21 protein-coding genes and 1 pseudogene are annotated in these 19,920 nt (G+C 60.2%); 8 read left to right on the top strand and 14 right to left on the bottom strand.

Translation table 11 applies throughout. The annotated features are described in order from the left end of the window. Positions 1–74: pseudogene (locus ADK28_RS33430) on the top strand (VOC family protein); the annotation flags it as partial. A 218-nt stretch (positions 75–292) separates the two neighbouring features. On the opposite strand, the gene zntB reads toward ADK28_RS33430, so the two are convergent. Further along, positions 293–1,276, bottom strand: coding sequence for a zinc transporter ZntB (gene zntB, locus ADK28_RS09920; protein ID WP_016927567.1), 984 nt, complete (start codon positions 1,274–1,276; stop codon positions 293–295). A 155-nt stretch (positions 1,277–1,431) separates the two neighbouring features. Here zntB and ADK28_RS09915 point away from each other — a divergent pair, with 155 nt between their 5' ends. The 3 genes from ADK28_RS09915 (at position 1,432) to ADK28_RS09905 (ending at position 3,616) form a co-directional block, all read left to right on the top strand. Next, the gene (locus ADK28_RS09915) at positions 1,432–2,130 is read left to right on the top strand and encodes a hypothetical protein (RefSeq protein ID WP_048795579.1); all 699 of its coding nucleotides are present in this window, start codon (positions 1,432–1,434) and stop codon (positions 2,128–2,130) included. Then, positions 2,082–3,173, top strand: a complete 1,092-nt coding sequence (locus ADK28_RS09910; RefSeq protein WP_152929688.1) for a hypothetical protein — start codon at positions 2,082–2,084, stop codon at positions 3,171–3,173. Before ADK28_RS09915 ends, ADK28_RS09910 begins: the two co-directional genes overlap by 49 nt. A gap of 194 nt (positions 3,174–3,367) precedes the next feature. After that, a complete protein-coding gene (locus tag ADK28_RS09905) occupies positions 3,368–3,616 on the top strand; it encodes a hypothetical protein (RefSeq protein WP_004930507.1) in 249 nt (82 codons plus the stop codon). A gap of 159 nt (positions 3,617–3,775) precedes the next feature. Here the strand turns inward: ADK28_RS09905 and ADK28_RS09900 are convergent, their stop codons facing one another. Next, positions 3,776–5,410 (bottom strand): peptide ABC transporter substrate-binding protein, encoded by a 1,635-nt coding sequence (locus ADK28_RS09900; protein WP_033640165.1) that lies wholly within the window; start codon positions 5,408–5,410, stop codon positions 3,776–3,778. 158 nt (positions 5,411–5,568) lie between these two features. After that, positions 5,569–5,919, bottom strand: coding sequence for a hypothetical protein (locus ADK28_RS09895; RefSeq protein WP_015378006.1), 351 nt, complete (start codon positions 5,917–5,919; stop codon positions 5,569–5,571). A gap of 206 nt (positions 5,920–6,125) precedes the next feature. Between ADK28_RS09895 and mpaA the strand changes: the two genes are divergently transcribed. Further along, positions 6,126–6,833, top strand: coding sequence for a murein tripeptide amidase MpaA (mpaA, locus tag ADK28_RS09890; protein WP_048795577.1), 708 nt, complete (start codon positions 6,126–6,128; stop codon positions 6,831–6,833). A gap of 3 nt (positions 6,834–6,836) precedes the next feature. Here mpaA and ycjG read toward each other — a convergent pair whose 3' ends face one another. Continuing rightward, a complete protein-coding gene (gene ycjG / locus ADK28_RS09885) occupies positions 6,837–7,811 on the bottom strand; it encodes an L-Ala-D/L-Glu epimerase (protein WP_033640164.1) in 975 nt (324 codons plus the stop codon). A 225-nt stretch (positions 7,812–8,036) separates the two neighbouring features. Between ycjG and tpx the strand changes: the two genes are divergently transcribed. Then, positions 8,037–8,540 (top strand): thiol peroxidase, encoded by a 504-nt coding sequence (gene tpx, locus ADK28_RS09880; RefSeq protein ID WP_016927561.1) that lies wholly within the window; start codon positions 8,037–8,039, stop codon positions 8,538–8,540. A 57-nt stretch (positions 8,541–8,597) separates the two neighbouring features. On the opposite strand, the gene tyrR is transcribed toward tpx, so the two are convergent. The 7 genes from tyrR to pspA all read right to left on the bottom strand — a co-directional run bounded on the left by tyrR (position 8,598) and on the right by pspA (position 14,595). Beyond that, positions 8,598–10,169 (bottom strand): transcriptional regulator TyrR, encoded by a 1,572-nt coding sequence (gene tyrR, locus ADK28_RS09875; protein WP_033634193.1) that lies wholly within the window; start codon positions 10,167–10,169, stop codon positions 8,598–8,600. A 313-nt stretch (positions 10,170–10,482) separates the two neighbouring features. Beyond that, complete coding sequence (locus ADK28_RS09870) at positions 10,483–11,544, bottom strand: YcjF family protein (RefSeq protein ID WP_004930545.1); 1,062 nt, start codon at positions 11,542–11,544, stop codon at positions 10,483–10,485. Beyond that, positions 11,541–12,938, bottom strand: coding sequence for a YcjX family protein (locus tag ADK28_RS09865; protein ID WP_048795576.1), 1,398 nt, complete (start codon positions 12,936–12,938; stop codon positions 11,541–11,543). The genes ADK28_RS09870 and ADK28_RS09865 overlap by 4 nt, the downstream gene beginning before the upstream one ends. Next, positions 12,919–13,185, bottom strand: coding sequence for a phage shock protein PspD (gene pspD, locus ADK28_RS09860; protein ID WP_031299672.1), 267 nt, complete (start codon positions 13,183–13,185; stop codon positions 12,919–12,921). Before pspD ends, ADK28_RS09865 begins: the two co-directional genes overlap by 20 nt. A gap of 94 nt (positions 13,186–13,279) precedes the next feature. Further along, on the bottom strand, positions 13,280–13,639 hold the full coding sequence (gene pspC / locus ADK28_RS09855) for an envelope stress response membrane protein PspC (RefSeq protein WP_015378011.1): 360 nt from the start codon (positions 13,637–13,639) through the stop codon (positions 13,280–13,282). Then, on the bottom strand, positions 13,639–13,866 hold the full coding sequence (gene pspB / locus ADK28_RS09850; RefSeq protein WP_004930553.1) for an envelope stress response membrane protein PspB: 228 nt from the start codon (positions 13,864–13,866) through the stop codon (positions 13,639–13,641). The genes pspC and pspB overlap by 1 nt, the downstream gene beginning before the upstream one ends. A 63-nt stretch (positions 13,867–13,929) precedes the next feature. Beyond that, complete coding sequence (gene pspA, locus ADK28_RS09845; RefSeq protein ID WP_004930555.1) at positions 13,930–14,595, bottom strand: phage shock protein PspA; 666 nt, start codon at positions 14,593–14,595, stop codon at positions 13,930–13,932. Positions 14,596–14,779: 184 nt separating this feature from the next. On the opposite strand from pspA, the gene pspF reads away from it, so the two are divergent. Beyond that, the gene (pspF, locus tag ADK28_RS09840) at positions 14,780–15,787 is read left to right on the top strand and encodes a phage shock protein operon transcriptional activator (protein WP_048795575.1); all 1,008 of its coding nucleotides are present in this window, start codon (positions 14,780–14,782) and stop codon (positions 15,785–15,787) included. Between the two features lie 193 nt (positions 15,788–15,980). Here the strand turns inward: pspF and zigA are convergent, their stop codons facing one another. Genes zigA through folE2 form a run of 3 tightly spaced genes read right to left on the bottom strand, consistent with a single transcriptional unit; the run spans position 15,981 to position 18,655 of the window. Further along, positions 15,981–17,168, bottom strand: a complete 1,188-nt coding sequence (zigA, locus tag ADK28_RS09835; RefSeq protein WP_033640160.1) for a zinc metallochaperone GTPase ZigA — start codon at positions 17,166–17,168, stop codon at positions 15,981–15,983. Between the two features lie 10 nt (positions 17,169–17,178). Next, positions 17,179–17,739 (bottom strand): carbonate dehydratase, encoded by a 561-nt coding sequence (locus ADK28_RS09830; RefSeq protein WP_016927555.1) that lies wholly within the window; start codon positions 17,737–17,739, stop codon positions 17,179–17,181. After that, positions 17,729–18,655, bottom strand: coding sequence for a GTP cyclohydrolase FolE2 (folE2, locus tag ADK28_RS09825; protein WP_048795574.1), 927 nt, complete (start codon positions 18,653–18,655; stop codon positions 17,729–17,731). The genes ADK28_RS09830 and folE2 overlap by 11 nt, the downstream gene beginning before the upstream one ends. Before the next feature lie 204 nt (positions 18,656–18,859). On the opposite strand from folE2, the gene sapA reads away from it, so the two are divergent. Further along, a partial coding sequence (gene sapA, locus ADK28_RS09820) for an ABC transporter substrate-binding protein SapA (protein ID WP_048795580.1) occupies positions 18,860–19,920 on the top strand: 1,061 nt, incomplete at its 3' end.

The following is a 19,920-nucleotide window of genomic DNA, read 5'->3' as shown; positions in this document are numbered from 1 at the left end:
ACTACGGCTGCTTTGTTCGGGATTTGGATGGGCACAAGATTGAAGCCAGCTTCTGGGATGAAAGCGCGGCCTGAAGAAGAAAGGAAGCCGAATAAAAAAATGCCGGTGATTAAACCGGCATTGTACGAATCAAATGTGCTATGCAGTAATTCAAAAATAAGAAAGTAAGACAATTATGGAGCGCAACGCCCATCGCTTGACGTTGCATTCACCTGCGAGAGAGATCATGCCCCATTTCCCCCGGCTAAATGTTGATATTGCTCAATGTTAACCGGGTTTTCGTCATTTTTGCCTACAGCCAGCGGCTGCGCTTCAACCACCAGGCGACGCCAAGCACCAATCCGACCAGCATCAGGCAAAATGCCGCGAAACCGAAAGGATTACCGCCGCCCGGAATACCGCCAAGGTTGACCCCGAACAGCCCGGTCAGGAAAGTGGTGGGCAGAAATACCATCGCCAACAATGACATGGTGTAAGTGCGGCGGTTCATCGCGTCGGCCATCACCGTGGTGATTTCGTCGGACAAGATGGCGGTGCGCGCAATGCTGCCGTCCAAATCGTCCAATCCCCGTCCCAGGCGATCGGCGATATCCTGCATGCGGCGGCGATCGTCGTCGCTCATCCACGGCAGGCGGTCGCTGGCCAGCCGCGCGAAAACGTCGCGCTGCGGCGCCATGTAACGGCGCAGCACGATCAGCTGTTTACGGATCAGCGCCAGCTGGCCGCGCTCCGGCACCTGCTGCTCCAGCAAGGCGTCCTCCAGATCGATAATCTTGTCGTGCAGATCCTCGATAAATTCGCTGGTGTGATCGGTCAACGCATCGGAAATTTCCACCAGCCAGCTGCCGCTGTTGGTCGGCCCAGCGCCGCTTTGCAAATCGTTCACCACCTGATCGATGGAATACACCTTGCGGTGCCGGGTGGAGATAATCAGCTTGTCGGTGATATATACGCGGATGGTGACCAGCTGATCCGGCCGGGAATTAGCGTTAAAGTTGATGCTGCGCAGGGTGATCATGGTGCCTTCGCCCTGGCGGCTGACGCGCGGCCGTGAGCTTTCGCCGGAGAGCGCTTCGCGCACCGAGTCCGGCAGCAGCGGCGTGGTACTCAGCCATTCAGCGCTGGCCGGGTGCGCGTAATCAAGATGCAGCCAGCACGGCGCGTCGCAGGTGATCTTGTCATCCTGTTCGATCGGCGTGACGCCCCCCTTGCCGTCGAGTTGGTAGGCGTAAACCGCATCGGCGACCTGCAGCTCGCTCCCCTCAATCACATCCATTCATTTATCCCCTCAGTCTTGCTTATGTTGCTGAGTCTAGCGTTAACGTCTTGGAGATCAAAGGCCAAGCTGTAACGCCAGTTTTCTCGTTGTCCCATAAACGTGTTCTATACTTCTGCCGCAAGGAACGCCAGACAGCCCGAGAGGAGACTCGCATGTTACCAATCAGCACCGCAGATATCTTGAAAGTCGTCTTACCGACCGTCATTACGCTGTTTATCGCCGTGGTCAAAACGCCTTTTCGCATTCGGCGGGAAAACCACGATAAGCTGTTAAACCTGCTCGAATCCGTCGAGAAGCCCCAAAGCGCCCCCATACGTCTGTTGCGGTTTCGCGACTATATCGGCAACCGCAGCGCCGGCCTTACTGCGCTGCAGCTGCTGCTGGCATTGCCGGATAGCGTAGCGGCGCTGGAACGTTATCGCTTCACCGGTGGCCGCCAGCAAATCCTGCGCGCCACGTCCGCAGGCTTCGTTTTGCGGCCAAACGCCGATAGCAAGTTCAAACGTTTTTTGCTTTCCGGCCGTTATTTCTTGCTGTACCTGCTGTTCGTCATGCTGCTGGTGCTATTGCTGGCACTGGCGCAATGGGGGCTGCGTGGGGTAGAAATAACCACCACGTCGATCACCTATCTGCCCGGCGCGCACATCGGCGACGGCTGGCAACTGCTGTTCCTCGGCTTATTGTTTACTATCATTATGCTTAGCCTGGTATTCATGATTTTCAGACAGTTGATGCTGGCGGGCAATCTCAGCTCGGAAAGCGCCTTTTATCGTTACTATCAACAGGCGCGTGAGGAACAACGATGTCGGGAAGTCCTGAGACAACTGCGCGCTGCGCTGCGCCGAACCTGACGAGAATGCGCCGCCTACGCTGCATCGCAATGGCCGCCCTGCTGCTGTTCGGCCAATCGGCTCGTGCAGAGCCGGTGTTAGAACGCCTCGCCACGCCCTATCACGCGCCGACGGCGGCGGGTTCACTGCCTTATTTTGTCGCTCACGCTCACTCCCCCCAGCCGCGTACCGCGCTGGTGGTGATGCACGGGCATCCACGCGATGCCGCCAAGACGTTGCAAGCGGCGATCGATGCCGCGCAGGGAGCGGGAGACAACGGCTTGCTGGTCGCCCCGCTGTTCCAGGTGCCGGTAAAACTCGCCGTCCACTGCCATTCCGCCGGTCTGCCCCAGCCGCAAGACGGTGACGCTCTCTGGCGCTGCGGCTCGTGGATCGCAGGCGGTTTGGATAATGGCGGGAAAACCGGCTCGTTCAACGCCATGGATAACCTGCTGGCCGATCTGAAACGGCGTTGGCCGTCGCTGCAGTCGATAACCGTGGCCGGTTTTTCCGCCGGCGCCCAGTTCGTGCAACATTATGTCGGCTTTGCTCAACCGCCAAGCGGAGTGCGTCTGCGCTATGTGGTGGCCGATCCCGGCAGCTGGCTCTATTTTGATCGCCTGCGCCCTCTGCCCACAAGCTGGGGAAGCTGCGGCAGTGAGAAAACCTGCCGCTTCCGCTGGCAAACGCTGGACGCCGGCCGCTGTCCGCAGGCCAATCGCTGGAAATTCGGTCTGGAAGCGCTTCCCGCTCACCTGCTGCGCACCGCAGACGCGGCTCGCCGGCGCTATGCTGCGGCCGATATCACCTATCTGGCCGCCGCCGATGATACCGGCACCGCGCCGGGCGCCTACTATCGGATACTCGACAAATCCTGCGCCGCCCAGCTGCAGGGCCCCTATCGATTGCAGCGCGCCCTGGCCTACGCCGACTACGATCGGCGTTACCTGGCGCCCCAGAAGCCGCATCGGTTAACGATCGTTCCCGGCTGCGGGCACAATGTCGCCTGCGTCTTTCCCGCCCCGACGGCCAGGCAGGCGCTTTTCCCCATTAATGCAGACTAATAATAACGGCAATGAAATAAACCCTTGCCGATAAATCGGACAATATCGCCGATAAAGCGCTGGCAATAGCGTTATTATTATGACTTAACATATTGCTATCAATTTTAATTCAAAATGATAATAATAAATCAACACAAAGCTGTTTCAGCGCAAATTTTAGGGGCATATACTTTTCTCACTACGAGGAGGTAGTTATGTTACGCGACCATTTAAAAATAAACGCCAGCGATACGCTGGAAAAAATCAGCAATATCCATTTGCAAAACCAGGGCCAGGAAGAGATCAGTGAGTTCGTGGTGAAAAACGCCGCCGGCCTGCAGATTGGCAAGGTCTCCGTCCACGATCGTTTCAGCACTCGTCGCTCTTACCCCACCAGCTACCGCATCACCCAAACCGACATGAGTGGCCGTGTGGTGGTGGATGCCATGCGGGACTGTCTATAAGCGTAACCAGTCGCTGAAATAGCGAAACAATAATGTGATGATGGCAACCCTGTTTATTATTAAACGGGGTTTATCGCGTGGAAAAATTAATTACCTTCGTTGTTGCAGCGTCGAGAAAATAAAGCCCCCGCATTAGACGGGGGCGATCAATAAATCGACTCAGTGTTTGATGATATACATCGTTTGACTATAGGCCACGTCTTCCGGATTGGTAATCGGGTAGCCTTTTACCCACGGTTTGATCAGGCGGCCGTTGGTGTATTGGTAAATCGGCGCGATCGGCGCCTGATCGGCAATGATCTGTTCCATTTTGTTGTAATCGGCGGTCACCGCCGCCGGATTGGTTTCCCGCCCCGCCTGCGCCAGCAGCTTGTCGTAGTCCGCGTTCTTGAACTTGGCGATGTTGCCGCTGTGGGTGGAGGTCAGCAGCGACAGGAAGGTCGACGCCTCGTTATAGTCACCCACCCAGGAGGCGCGGATCACATCGAAATTGCCGGTGTTGCGGCTGTCGATATAGGTTTTCCACTCCTGATTCTGCAGCTTGACGTCAATACCGAGCTTTTTCTTCCACATCGAGGCCACGGCGATGGCGATCTTCTGGTGGCTTTCCGAGGTGTTATACAGCAGCGTCAGCTTCAGCGGGTTGTTCGGGCCGTAACCGGCCGCCTGCAGCAACGCCTTGGCCTGTGCATCCAACTCCGCCTGGGATTGCTGTTGCAGCAAGCTCGCTTCCGGTTTGAACCCGGCGGTCACATCCGGCGTGAAGTGATAGGCCGGTTTTTCGCCGGTGCCCAGCACTTTTTCCGCGATAATCTTGCGATCGATGGCGTAGGACAAAGCCTGGCGCACCCGCACGTCGTTGGTTGGCGCGCGCTGGGTGTTGAACGCGTAGTAATAGGTGCCGAGCTGATCCGGCGTGTACACCTGCCCCGGAATGTCTTTCAGCAGCTTCTGATACATGTTTTTCGGGAAGGATTCGGTGATGTCGATGTCACCCGCCAGGTAACGCTTGGTGGCGTTGGATTCCTGGTTGATCGGCACGAAGGTCACTTTAGTCAGCACGGTACGCGCATGATCCCAGTAATGGTCGTTAGGCGTCAGCACCAGCTTCTCGTTCACCACCCGCTCCTGCAGTTTGAACGCGCCGTTGCCCACCAGATTGCCGACCTTGGTCCAATCATTGCCGTATTTTTCCACCACCGTCTTATTGACCGGGAACAGGCTGAAGTTGGCCGTCAGGCTGACGAAGTACGGCACCGGTTTGTCCAGCTGCACTTTAAGCGTGTAGTCGTCCGGCGCCGACACGCCTAAACGATCGGCCGGCAATTTGCCGCTGATGATCTGCTCGGCGTTCTGGATCCCCGCCAGCTGCGCGAACCAGGCGAACGGCGACAGGTTTTTCGGCTCTACCAGCCGCTGCCAGCTGTAAACGAAATCCTTAGCCGTGACAGGGTCACCGTTTGACCACCGCGCGTCTTTGCGCAGATGGAAGATATAAGTCTGGTTGTCGCTGGTCTGCCAACGCGTGGCGACGCCGGGGATCACTTTACCGCTGGCGTCCTGATTGACCAGCCCTTCGAACAGATCGCGCGCCAGCTGAGCCTCCGGCAAGCCTACCGCTTTGATCGGATCGAGCGAGGCCGGTTCGTCTTTAATGTGGCGCACGATTTCCTGTTTGGCCGCCAACGCGGTGCCCGGGGGAACCTGCGCCGCCATAGCGCTGCTCATACAGGCGCCGATCGCCGCCGCGCAAAGCGCCAAACGAAAACCCCGTTGCATTCTTCTTCCCGTCATTATGATTTTCCCCCGTTAACCATCTGAATTTTTTATCATATAGCACAAGATCCATCCGGCCTAGAGCCCGCGGTCGAGAAGTTGCAAAAAGTGCGATTCAGGCGATAAAAAACCCGTGCGGCGCAGGGCGGCACGGGCGGTGTTTGCAGCGGCGACCGTCAGTCGTACAGGTGGATGCTGTTGATGCGGTAGCTGAACTCTTCGCCCTCTTCTTCATCGAACACGGTGAAAAAGCCTTTCTCAGCCAGCGGACGTGCCGAGATATCGGTTTTTTGCAGCTGGCGCGCGTCGGCGTCGTCATAACCGTAGTCGAGGTAGAAGGCATCTTTCTGATAATCGATATGCAGGGTGAACGGATAGTTCGATTCGTCACCGCGCCCGTCGTCGTTTTTCACCACGCCGAACCATTCCCCCTGGCGGATCTGGTTTTCAGCGTCCACGCCGCACAGCAGCGTGATGGTGTCATTTTCATTTTCGCTATAGCTGGCGATGATTCTGGCTACTGGCATGTTAAATCCTCTTGCGGGTGATTGGCTTAGCACTGCCGTTAGTATAACAATAGCGTCAGGCCAGGTGCGGTTTAATTGGCGTTTTCACCGCAGCGGCCTCACAGATCGCGCAAACGCCGCACAATTGCGATGGGAAAGATGTCTCAAAGCGTAATACACTGAATAAAATGACAATGACTCTCGACCTTTCATCCAGGGACAACACCATGACCGAACATCGACCACGCAGTGAACGTGGCCAGTTGGCCATCGCAGGAGAGAACTACGGCAGCTCGCTGCTGGGCGCGCCGCTGCTCTATTTCCCGGCGGCGAACGGCGGCCCGCAGACCGGGCTGATCATCGCCGGCACCCACGGCGATGAGAGCGCCGCCATCGTGACCCTGTCCTGCGCGCTGCGCAGCATCGCCCCCGAGCAGTTGCGCCATCACGTGGTGCTGGCGGTCAACCCCGACGGCTGCCAGCTGGGGCTGCGCGCCAATGCCAACGGCGTCGATCTGAACCGCAACTTCCCGGCCGCCAACTGGCGTTCCGGCGACACCGTCTACCGTTGGAACAGCGCGGCGCCGGTGCGCGACGTCAAGCTCTCCACCGGCGGGCGCCCCGGTTCCGAACCGGAAACCCAGGCGCTGTGTCACCTGATCCATCGCCTGAAGCCGCACTGGGTGGTGTCGTTCCACGAGCCGCTGGCCTGCATCGAAGATCCCGCCAGTTCGCGGCTCGGCGTTTGGCTGTCGCACAAGTTCGGGCTGCCGCTGGTGACCAGCGTCGGTTATGAAACGCCCGGCTCGTTCGGCAGCTGGTGCGCGGATCTGTCGCTGCCGTGCATCACCGCCGAATTCCCGCCGATCTCCGCCGATGCCGCCAGCGAGCGTTACATCGACGCGATGACCGAGCTGTTGACCTACCCGAATTAATCCCTACGGGGCGATATCGACGATCGCCCCGCATTCGAACGCCAGGCCCGGTTCGGCGTCCCGCGCCAGCCAGGTAGGGCCGTCCAGATCGACGAAGCGCGCCGCCGGCGCCAGCGGCAAGGCAGCGGATATCGCCCGCGACGTACACAACATGCAGCCAAGCATGATGGCGAACCCTTGTTCGCGCGCGGCCTGCGCCAGCGCCAACGCCTCGGTCAAGCCGCCGGTTTTGTCCAATTTGATGTTGACCATCTGATAGCGCTGCGCCAACTGCGGCAGATCGGCGCGGGTGTGGCAGCTTTCATCGGCGCAGATCGGCAGCGGATGAATAAAGTGCTCCAACGCGGCGTCGTCACCGGCCGGCAACGGTTGCTCCAGCATCGCCACGCCGAGATCGGCCAGCAGCTGGCAGCGCGCCGCCAGCCCTTCCGCCTGCCAGGACTCATTGGCGTCGACGATCAGCGTCGTCTGCGGCACCGCGGCGCGGATCGCCACCAGCCGCTCGCTGATATAGTGATCGTCGAGTTTGATCTTCAGCAGTGTGGCGCCCTGCCGCTCCAGCTCGCGCGCGGCGAAGGCCATCGCTTCCGGCGTGCCAATGCTGACGGTCTGCGCCATGCGGATCTGCGCCGGCGCCGTCACGCCGCTGCGCTGCCACAGGCTCTGCCCGTGCAGCCTGCACTCCAGATCCCACAGCGCCGAATCCAGCGCGTTGCGGGCCGCGCCCGCCGGCATCTGCGTCAGCAGCTGCTCGCGGGTGATGCCCCGCGCGATCGCCGGCGCCATCTCTGCCAGCTGCGCCATCACCGATTCCTCGCTCTCGCCGTAACGCGGATACGGCGTGCATTCACCGGTGCCGCGCACGCCCTGCTGTTCGATTTCGACCACCACCACCCGGGCTTCGGTGCGGCTGCCGCGCGCAATCACGAAGGCGGTATGCAGCGGCCAGGCTTCCGGGTAAAAACGCATGTCTCTCATAACGGCTCCTGAGCGAAAACTGCGCATTCAGCCAGGCTGATGCGCCGGTGATGTTTTATAGAACAGTCTAATATATACAACTATTTAGCAAACTTTGATATCCAATCCGTCCCGGTTGTCATAAACTGGCGCCAGGGTGTGAACCTGATGTTAACTGCCGTTGTCGGCGCGCCGTTTCATCAGGTTCATACCCTTTGTATAAACACCTGTAAAAGGAATCTAGCAATGACTCAGACAGTACATTTTCAAGGCAATCCGGTCGGCGTAGCGGGCAAGCTGCCACAGCAGGGCGAACAGGCCAAGGCCTTCTCGCTGGTTGCCAAAGACCTGTCAGACGTGGCGCTGAGCAGCTTCGCGGGTAAACGCAAAGTCCTGAACATCTTCCCAAGCATCGATACCGGCGTCTGCGCGACGTCGGTGCGTAAATTCAACCAGCTGGCCAGCGGCCTGGATAACACCGTGGTGCTGTGCATCTCCGCCGACCTCCCGTTCGCGCAGTCTCGTTTCTGCGGCGCGGAAGGCCTGAGCAACGTGGTCACCCTGTCCACCCTGCGCGGCGCCGAGTTCAAGCAGGCGTACGGCGTCGAAATCACCGAAGGCCCATTGGCGGGCCTGACCGCACGCGCGGTCGTGGTGCTGGATGGCCAGGACAACGTACTGTACAGCGAGCTGGTGAACGAAATCACCACCGAGCCGGACTACGACGCGGCGCTAGCTGCGCTGAAATAACAAAGCCGGCGAACGCCGGCTTTGGAAACACGCTAAAGGCGCCGCAAGGCGCCTTTCTTATTCTTCGCCCTCGGCGCCGCCTTTACGGCTGCTCAGGCCATACTCGCGCAGCTTGTTGGCGATGGCGGTATGGGAAACGCCCAGTCGCTTCGCCAGCTTGCGGGTGCTGGGATAGGTGCGATACAGGCGCGTCAGCACCGAGCGCTCGAAACGCTTGCTGATGTCGTCCAGCGAGCCGTCCAGCACCTCGTCGCCCAACGACATCTCCACCTCGAACTCCGGCAACACGATGTCCTGCGGCCGCAGCTCGTAGCCTTCGGTTTGCGTCAGCGCGCGGTAGATGGCGTTTTTCAGCTGACGCACGTTGCCCGGCCAGCCGTATTTGCTGAGGAAGCCGCCCAGATCGCTCGCCAGCTTGGGCCGCGCTACGCCCTGTTCATCGGCGAAGCGCGCCACGAACAGTTCGGTCAGCGGCATGATGTCCTGCGGACGTTCGCGCAGCGGCGGGATGGTGATGGTCAGCACGTTGAGGCGATAATAGAGGTCTTCGCGGAATTCGCCGCGCTGCACCAGCTCGGTGAGGTTTTTCTGGGTGGCGCAGATCACGCGCACGTCGACGTGCACCTCATGCTCCTCACCGACGCGACGGAACGTGCCGTCGTTGAGGAAACGCAGCAGTTTGGTCTGCATGCGCGGCGACATTTCGCCGATCTCATCCAGCAGCACCGAACCGCCGTTGGCCTGCTCGAAGAAGCCTTTCTTGCCTTCCAGCGCGTTGGGATAAGCGCCCGGCGCATGGCCGAACAGCTCGCTCTCCACCACGTCATCCGGCAGCGCGGCGCAGTTCAGCGCCAGGAACGGCTGTTTGCCGCGCGGGCTGCGTAAATGGCAGGCGCGGGCCAGAATATCCTTGCCGGTGCCGGTATCGCCGACGATCAGCAGCGGCGCATCGAGCATCGCCAGCTTGCGCGCCTGCTCCAGCACATGACGCATCTTGGCGCTCACCGCGACGATGTGGTCGAATTCGGTATCGTCGTTCACCGACAGATTTTGCAGTTGGCGGCCCATGCGCGCGGTGGACTTCAGCATCACCACCGCGCCAACCGCGGCCGGCTGCTGCTGTTGGTCTTCCAGATAAATCGGCGTGATGTCCATCAGGAAGTCCTGGCTGCGGATCACCACCCGCTCGGCGTGCGGCGCCGTATGCTCGCTCTCCAGCCAACGGCTGAAGTTATAGCCGCCGATCAGCGCCCCGGCGGTCTGGTTGCGGATCTTGTCTTCGCTCAGGCTGAACAGCGCCTGCGCCGCCGGGTTGGCCAGCTCGACCTTGCCTTTCATGTCGATCGAGAACACCGGTTCCGGCATCGACTCCAGCAGCGCACGCAGCGCGCGATGCTCGCGTTCGGAAGGCATAAAGCTGACGGTGCGCACGTCGGTTACGCCGGCGATGCGGCGGATCTCCGCCATCAACGCGCGGAAAGTATCGAAATCCAGCTGGGAGAAATTGAGGTAAATGCGGCCGATGGGATCGATTTCGATGCCACGTAAGTCAATGCTGCGCGATACCAAAAGATCGAGTAATTCTCGAGTGAGACCGAGGCGGTCTTCGCAAAATACTTCCAAACGCATCAGTGTTGGCCTTATCTCTGCAGGTGCGGGGATCGTTGACGATGATGATACTCCCTCGCACCGGGCGGTAGAAGCGATCTGTCAGCAAAAGTTGACAGAACTCTGATTTATTGCCGTGGTTGCTGATTTTAAACGCAAGCGGATAACAGCATCGGCGTCATTTTAGCCTGCAAACAGAGAGTTATCACAACCAGAATTAATTTTGCAGAGATTTATCACGCAATCACAGGGGGATCGACTGTCGTCAAGTCTCGATTACGTCCGGCGTCGGCGCCGTTGAGAAAACGGCGCTCCTGAGAGCGCCGTCGCGGGGTTATTTGGCCTTGCCGTCGCTCTTTTTCAGCGTATCTTTCAACTGGCCGATCAGCTGGCTGCGGAAATCGCCAAGCTTCGGTTTTTCCCCTTCCAGCCACGGCAGCGGGCGGCACAGTTCCATCGCCTTGATGCCCAACCGCGCGGTCAACAACCCGGCGCCAATGCCCTGCGCCGCGCGCGCCGACAGCCGCGCCGCCAGATCCTGCGACATCCAGTCCATGCCCACTTCGCGCACCAGTTCGGAGGCGCCGGCGAAGGCGATGTTGAGCAGCACCAGCCGGAACAGACGAATGCGGCTGAAGTAGCCCAACTCGATGCCGTACAGCGCGGCGATGCGGTTAATCAAACGGATGTTGCGCCAGGCAATAAACGCCATATCCACCAGCGCCAACGGGCTGACGGCGATCATCAGCGTCGACTCGGCGGCGGAGCGGCTGATTTCGCGCCGCGCCTGGTTGTCGAGCACCGGCTGCACCAGTTTGGCGTACAGCTCCACCACTTCACGATCGTTTTGCGTTTCATGCAGCGACGCCTGCCAGCGCTGCAGCGCCGGATGCCCCTGATCCAGACCGGCCTGGCGCGCCAGCTTCTCGCAGAATTCGCGCCCTTGCCCCAGCCCGTGGCTGTGCAACAGCTCGCGCGCCACGTCGCGCTCTTCCGCGCGCTGGCGCAGCCGATACAAACGCCGCCACTCGGTGACCACCGAACCGACGCCGGCGAACACGATCAGGCCGCCGGCCACGCCGCCGCCCATGGCGATCCAGTCCTGCTGCACCCAGGCGGTATGCACCCACTGCACGCCCTGCGCCACCACGCTGACGCCGAACAGCGCCAGGCCAGCGGTGACCATTTTGCGCCACAGGCTGCGTTTAGGTTTCAGCGCGGCGTTGATGATGCCTTCGGCGCGCCCTTCTTCCTCTTCCTGCTGCAGCTCCGGCGCCGCCGGGAAAAAGCTTTCCGCCTGTTCGGCATCGAAAGCGACGCCGGCGCGCAACGCCGGCTCCTGCGGCGGCTGCAGCGGCTCGTCAAAATCGATACGCGGTTTGATCGGCTCGCTCATCGCAATTTGTCTCCCAATAAAAACTCCATCACCGCATCCAGACGGATGTGCGGCAACGGGGTGTCCACGCTCATGGCGCGCGGACGAAACTCATCGAAGTGGAACCCCTGGCTCTGCCAGAACGCCGGACCCGGCAGACGGGCCGGCACTTCGCCGGGGAACACCGTCAGCGGCGCGCCGTCGCTCAGGCGGTTGCCCTTCAATGCCGGAATGCGCTGCCCCTGATGATCGACGATGCCGCTCTCGGTCGCCTGCACCGAGGCCAGGCCGACGCAATCCATGCTGATGCCCTCGAACGCCGCGTTCTGCCACGCCTCTTGCACCAGCTGTTGCAGCAAGGACACCAAATTGGCGTGCTGATCGGCGGTGATATGGTCCGCCTTGGTGGCGGCGAACATCAGTTTGTCGATGGTCGGCGAGAACAAGCGGCGAAACAGCGTGCGCTTGCCGTAATGGAAGCTCTGCATCAGTTGGGTCAGCGCCAGACGCATGTCGTTGAACGCCTGCGGGCCGCTGTTGAGCGGCTGCAGGCAGTCAACCAGCACGATTTGCCGATCGAAACGAACGAAGTGCTCTTTGTAGAAGTTTTTGACGATCGACTGGCAGTAATAGTTGAAGCGAGCGCGCAACATGCCGATGTTGGTGTGTTTATCGGCCTGCGCCAGCTTCGATTCGCCGATCGCGGCCACGTCGGGCCACGGGAAAAACTGCAGCGCCGGCGCGCCGGCCATGTCGCCCGGCAGCACGAAACGCCCCGGCTGAATGAAGTGCAGCCCTTCGCTTTTGCAGCGCAGCAGATAATCGGTGTAGGCCTGGGCGATCGCCGCCAGGCGGTTTTCGTCGGCCTGAGCCAGCGGATCGCAGGCCTTGCACAGCTCAAGCCAGGGCTTGGCCCATTCGGCGCGTTCGCCCTGCAGCAGCCCGGTCATCTGGCGCGACCAGGCCAGGTAATCCTGCTCGAGCATCGGCAGATCAAGCAACCATTCACCGGGATAATCGACGATCTCCAGGTACAGCGTGGAGGTGTCTTTGAAGTGGCGCAGCAGCGAGTCGTTGGAACGGTAGCGCAACGCCAGCCGGATTTCGCTGACGCCGCGCGTCGGCGTCGGCCAGGCCGGCGGCGTGCCGTACAGCTGCGCCAGCCCTTCGTCATAGGTGAAACGCTGGATGCCGAGGTCGCGCTGCGGGATGCGTTTAACGCCCAGCAGGCGCTCTTCGCGCACCGGTGAAAACAGCGGCATGCGCGCGCCGCTGTGCACATGCAGCAGTTGGTTGACGAAGGCGGTGATAAAGGCGGTTTTGCCGCTGCGGCTCAGGCCGGTCACCGCCAGGCGCAGATGGCGATCCATTCCGCGGTTGACCAGCGAGGTTAACTCATTTTGCAGTCGTTTCATTGCTCTCCTTGACGTAACGCCCGAATGCCTTGTTCAGACCTTTACGGAACAGCGGTTCCAACACCAGCGCCAGCACGAAGCGCACCGGTTTGCGGCCGACGGTCTTCAACAGCCAGCCGGCGGCGCCCGCCGGGCCATAGTTCAATAACGCTATGATGATGACTTTAGCCAATGTCTTCAACATTGCCGCCGCTCCTCGTTTAAATCCACCCGTTCTGGCGGTGTTCGCGACATCGATTTTATTCATGACAATGCCCTCCGGCACTAGATGATTAAGGTTATTCACGGGATAACGGCGGCGAAGATGCCCGGCCTGCGCAGGCCGGGTATCGCAAGAAGGGTTACAGCTTGCGGAAACGGCTCTGTACGCCGAAGGTATCGGACGTCACGTAGCGCTCGACCTGACGCAGCTGCTGCTCGCCGCTGCCCAGCTCATACTCCAGCTGATCGAGCAGCTGGCGCGGCGTCTTCTGATGCTCGCCTTCGAAGCGGCTGGCCGGCGCCTCGTCCAACACGAACACCAGCGCGATATAGGCCACCAGCGTGAAGAAGAACAGCCCAAAGAACAGCGACAGCACCACCATCACGCGGATCAGGCGCACCGGCACGTCGAAATAGTGGGCCAAACCGGCGCAGACGCCTTTCACCATGCCTTCTTCAGGTACGCGATAAAGCTTTTTACTGCCCAGCGTATTACTCATCAGGACTGTCTCCAGTTCGGGTGTTCCGCATCAAGGATCTCTTCCAGCGCCTGAATGCGTTCACGCATGCGTTTGGCGTCTTCCGCCAGCTGCGCCAGGCGCTGCATTTCTTGCTGACTCAGCTGGATGCCGGTCTGCTGCCGATTGCTGTAATGCAGCCAAAGCCAAATCGGCGCGACAAACAGCACGAAAATTGTCAGCGGAATGGCAAGTAATAAAGCACTCATTGTTATTCCTTCTTATCGGGTCCTGGATAGGCGGCCACCTCCGGCGTGTGGCCGCGGTTCGCCTTACTCTGAGCGGTTCATTTTAGCTTTCAGCGCCGCCAGTTGCTCACTGATGGCGTCGTCGGCTTTCAGCTCGGCAAACTCTTGGTCCAGCGACTTCTTTTTACCGATGCTGATGCTTTCCGCTTCGGCTTCCATGTGGTCGATGCGGCGCTCGAACTGTTCGAAACGCGCCATCGCCTCATCCAGCTTGCCGCTGTCGAGCTGACGGCGCACTTCACGGGAAGAAGACGCGGCCTGATGACGCAGCGCCAGCGCCTGCTGCCGCGCGCGGGTTTCGGTCAGCTTGTTTTCCAGCTCGCCGATTTCGCTCTTCATGCGCGCCAGCGTTTCTTCTACGGTCGCCACTTCCTGCGTCAACGTGGCGATCAGATCGGCTACCTTTTGTTTTTCGATCAGCGCCGCGCGGGCCAAGTCTTCTTTATCCTTACGCAGCGCCAGTTCGGCTTTTTCCTGCCAGTCGCTTACCTGGCTTTCACCCTGCTCGATGCGGCGCAGCAGCTGTTTCTTTTCCGCCAGCGCTCGCGCCGACGTAGAGCGGACTTCAACCAGCGTGTCTTCCATCTCTTGGATCATTAACCGCACCAGCTTCTGCGGATCTTCCGCCTTGTCCAGCAGGGTGTTGATGTTGGCGTTCACGATGTCGGCAAAACGAGAAAAAATACCCATAATTCACTTCCTCTTGGTTCTGATGGCGTCTGAAGCGCCGCGTTAAGTCGTACAGCTTGCCCAAAGATATAATCAAAACCCGTGCCAACTTTTATATCATTGAAAAACAACAATTCTTTATTTTTGACTCTCCGAGCGCTTGCTGTAGAGTGATTATTTTCACCAAACATTGGCGAATTTCATCATGAACGAACAGCCAGAGAATTTGTTGGGCGAAGCAAACGCCTTCGTCGACGTATTGGAGCAAGTCTCCCAGGTGGCAAAGCTGAACAAACCGGTGCTGGTGATCGGCGAGCGCGGCACCGGCAAGGAGCTGATCGCCCACCGCCTGCACTACCTCTCCAACCGTTGGCAAGGGCCGTTCATCTCGCTCAACTGCGCGGCGCTGAATGAAAATCTGCTGGACTCCGAGCTGTTCGGCCACGAGGCCGGCGCCTTTACCGGCGCGCAGAAACGTCATCTGGGCCGCTTCGAGCGCGCCGACGGCGGCACGCTGTTCCTCGATGAGCTGGCGACCGCGCCGATGCTGGTGCAGGAGAAATTGCTGCGGGTGATCGAATACGGTCAGCTGGAACGCGTAGGCGGCAGCCAGCCGCTGCGGGTGGATGTGCGGTTGGTGTGCGCCACCAACGACGATCTGCCGGCGCTGGCGGCGGCGGGCAAGTTTCGCGCCGATCTGCTGGATCGGCTGGCGTTCGACGTGGTGCAGCTGCCGCCGCTGCGCCAACGCCGGCCCGATATCATGTTGCTGGCCGAGCACTTCGCCATCCAAATGTGCCGCGAGCTAGGGCTGCCGCTGTTTCCCGGCTTTACCGAACGCGCCAGGCAGACGTTGCTCGAATATGGCTGGCCGGGCAACGTGCGCGAACTGAAAAACGTGGTGGAACGTTCGGTCTATCGTCACGGCGACAGCGACAGCCCGCTGGATGAGATCGTCATCAACCCGTTTGCGCCGCGCGAGGCCACGCCGGTCGCGCCCATTCCTGAAGACGCCGCCGCGTTGCCGCCGCTGCCGTTGGATTTGAAACACTGGCAGCTCGAGCAGGAGAAGTCGCTTCTCGAAGCGGCGCTGCAGCAAGGCCGGTTCAATCAGCGCAAGGCGGCGCAGCTGCTGGGGCTCACCTACCATCAGCTACGCGGCATGCTGAAAAAACATGCGTTGCTGCAAAACGGCGAAGCGGACGAGGAATAGCGGGCAAAAAAAAAGCCAGCACCCGAGCTGGCTTAAAAAACACTGGAAGCAATGTGAGCAATGTCGTGCCTTCCACATCAGAGCCGCAAACCGCGGCCTTCCGTGAACTGCCAGGCGATGATAATAGTTATCAGTATCGTCTGTAAAGCACTTTGTTGAGAATTTTTCTCATTACCACACGAAGATTGCGCAATTACCACTCAGGGAACGGGTCCGCCATATCCAGCCAATAGTCCACGCCGGCGGCCATTTCATCGTCGCTCAGCAGGCAGTCATCCAGCAAACGCACGATCGCCGCCTGTTGCAAGTGCTGGCCGATAAACACCAACTCCTGGCGCATGTCGCCGAACGGCTCCACCCATTTCTCCTGAATATGCGCCCGCGTTTCCGGATCCTGCGGCCAATTATCTTGCGGGATAGCGCGCCAAAAGGTGCCCGCCAGGCCGTAATGGGCGATGCCGCCGGCCTGGCTCCACTGCCCGGCCTGCCGCGGACGCGTCGCCAGCCAGAAGAAGCCTTTCGAACGCAGCAGCTTGCCGCCTCCCCAGTCGCCGTTGATCACACGGTAGAACTTGTCCGGCGCAAACGGCCGCCGCGCTTGATAGACAAAGCTGCTGATGCCATAGCTTTCCGTTTCCGGCACGTGTTCGCCGCGCAGCTCTTTCAGCCAGCCGGGCGCCTGCTGCGCCTTTTCAAAGCTGAAGCTGCCGGTATTCAGCACCGCCTCCAGCGGCAGTTTGCCCGGCGCGATCGGCACAATGCGGGCGTCGGGATTCAGGCTGGCCAGCAGCGCCATCACTTCGCCCTGCTGCGTTGGGGTCAACAGATCGGTCTTGCTGACCAGGATCACGTCGCAAAATTCAATTTGCTCAATCAACAGGTCCGCCACGCTGCGCAGATCGTCCTCGCCCAGGCTTTGGCCGGCCTCCTGCAGGCTTTGCGCCTGTTGGTATTGCTGAATGAAATTCACCCCGTCGACCACCGTCACCAGCGTATCCAGCCGGGCGAATTGGGACAGGCTTTCGCCCGTTTCATCCTCAAAGGTAAAGGTTTCCGCCACCGGCAGCGGCTCCGAGATGCCGCTCGATTCGATCAACAGGTAATCGAAACGCCCCTCCTGCGCCAGTTCGCGCACCGACACCAGCAGATCTTCACGCAGCGTGCAGCAGATGCACCCGTTGCTCATCTCCACCAGCTTCTCTTCCTGGCGATCGAGATGCACTTCATTCTCTACCAGCGCGGCGTCAATGTTCACTTCGCTCATGTCGTTGACAATCACCGCCACGCGCATGCCCTGCCGGTTGTTCAGGATATGGTTCAGCACCGTGGTCTTGCCGGCGCCGAGAAAGCCGGAAAGCACGGTCACGGGAAGTTGTTTCATGGAAACCTCATTAAAATTCATTGCGTAATGCCTGATAACCGCGCACCAGTTCGACGTTGGTGGCGGCCACTTCTTCCGAAAACTGCAGCGCGCCGCGATCGACCTGACGATAACGCGACAAATCGCTGTCCGGCCCCACGCGCTCGGTCGAGGGGATATAGCGGTTTTCCGGCAGCGTCACGCCGTCCACCACCGCGTTGTAGCGCACCACGCAGCCGGACTGAACGTGGCAGTTGAACAGCACGCTGTTGAAACCGATAAACACCCGATCGTCGATGCGACACGGGCCGTGCACGATGGCGCGGTGGGCGATCGAGCTGTAACGGCCGATGGTGACCGCCGCCCCGCTCTTGGAATGGATCACCACGCCGTCCTGAATATTGGAGTGCGAGCCGATGACGATCGGCTCCATGTCGCCGGTTGCGTTCAACTCGTCGGCGCGGATCACCGCATACGGGCCGACGTAGACGAAATCTTCGACGATCACCCGGCCGCAAATAATGGCGGTGGGATCGATGTAGGCCAGCGGCGAAACCTGCGGCAGATGGCCGCTGGGATTTTTACGCAGCATGGTGTTCTCCCCGCCAGCTCAGCTCCGCCACCGCATTGTGGGCATGCAAACTCTCCTGATGCTCGACGCGCAGCGAGAAGGCGCGGTAGTCGCACTGGCTGCGCAGCATGCGATACAGACGCCGCGCCGCGTCCTCGCAAAACATCAGGTTCTGACCGTTGGCCAGCGCGAAGGCCTGCTCGTCGCGGCGTTTCACCAGCGTTTGCACCGGCGTGCCCAATGCGTGTTCGATGCGGTCAATCAGTTTCACCGGTTCGAACGCCCTTTCATTCTCGGGCGTTACGGTGATCCAGGCCCAGCTGCGCTGGCTGTGGGGGGTGGCCGGCATCCCTTGCTCCAGCAGCCACTCGCTCACCTGCCGCTGGCTGACGCGCTCCGCCGCCTGTTCAAAATCAAACTGAAACTGTTGCTGCGCCAGCTGGCGGCTGAGCGCCGCCGAACTCGGGCAGGTGGAGGAGTAAGGCACGCCGACGGTCAGCGCCAGCGTCAGCGTGCCTGCCAGGGTGGCCTCGATGCGCAGCGGATAAGCTTTCCAGCCGCGCTGCGGCGACAGCAGCGCCGGGCGTGACAGCAACAGCTCGCCGCTGAGCGTCAGGCTGGCGCGATCGCTGTGTTCCGGCTGCGAATCCAGAAAAGCCTGCAGCGTCCGACCGATGCGCTGCGGCGTCAGCTCTCCCTGCGTCAATTCGTCCAGCGCCAGATACAGCCGCGACATGTGAATACCGCGTTCCCCCGTCGCCTCGGCGCGCAGGTTGATACCGGCGTCGACCTTCGCCATCAATGGCTTGCCGGCCAGCTCCAGCGGCAGCGCGATCCCTTGCATCCCGACCCAATCGAGCCCGACATCACTCATTTCGCCGCGCCCTGCCTGAGCGTCCGGCAGCGAACGGCGTGGTGGAAGTGCAACTTCGTTCATACATCCCCTTGCGTTGTTGTGACTTTGCCGGGGAACGGTAACATGTTTTTGTTATATTATAACATAACATAAAAAACTTTTTTCTTGCCGCTGAACGGCCTGATTAATCAAGTCGCAGAAAACTCAGCGATTTTGCTCAATGGATTGGGCTGCCGGTCAGAGTGCGATACACTAACGCTATTGCTGATTAACCCATGAGCCTCTATGCGTGGTTTACCCTTTTGGATACTGTCGTTGTGCCTGACGGGCTCTGCCCTGGCCGCGACAACACCGCCCGCGCCCGCCGCCGCGGCGCCGCTGCCGGACATTCGCCAGAGCGGCTTTGTCTATTGCGTCAGCGGCATACTGAATACCTTCAACCCGCAAATGGCCAGCAGCGGCCTGACGGTGGATACCCTGGCCGCCCAGCTGTACGATCGCCTGCTGGACGTCGATCCCTACACCTATCGCCTGATCCCCGAGCTGGCGCAAAGCTGGGAAGTGCTGGATAACGGCGCCACCTACCGCTTCCATTTGCGCAAGGACGTGCCGTTCCAGACCACCGCATGGTTCACGCCCACCCGCAAGATGAATGCCGACGACGTGGTGTTCAGCTTTGCCCGCGTATTCGATCAGAAACATCCGTATCACGACGTGAACGGCGGCGAATACCCCTATTTCGACAGCCTGCAGTTCGGCGATTCGGTGCAGAGCGTGAGAAAGCTCGACGACTACACGGTGGAAATTCGCCTGCAGTCGCCCGACGCCTCGTTCCTGTGGCACCTGGCGACTCATTATGCGCCGGTGTTGTCCGCCGAATACGCCGACGCGCTGACGCGCGAAGGCCATCAGGAGCTGATCGATCGCGAGCCGGTCGGCAGCGGCCCGTTCCTGCTCAACGAATACCGCTCGGGGCAATATATTCGCCTGGCGCGCAACGCCGCCTACTGGAAGGGCCTGCCGCGCATGCCGCAGGTGGTGATCGATCTGGGCGCCGGCGGCACCGGCCGCCTCTCCAAGCTGCTGACCGGCGAGTGCGACGTGCTGGCCTATCCAGCGGCCAGCCAGCTGTCTATCCTGCGCGACGATCCGCGCCTGCGCCTGACGCTGCGCCCGGGGATGAACATCGCCTACCTGGCGTTCAACACCCGCAAACCGCCGCTCGACAATCTCAACGTGCGCCAGGCGATCTCGCTGGCGATCAACAACCAGCGGTTGATGCAGTCGATCTATTACGGCACGGCGGAAACCGCCGCCTCGATCCTGCCGCGCGCCTCCTGGGCCTA

Origin of the sequence: Serratia sp. 506_PEND (genome assembly GCF_001076875.1) — a bacterium.
In the GTDB taxonomy this organism is placed as follows: domain Bacteria; phylum Pseudomonadota; class Gammaproteobacteria; order Enterobacterales; family Enterobacteriaceae; genus Serratia; species Serratia marcescens.
This window is presented reverse-complemented; position numbering and strand designations above follow the sequence as displayed.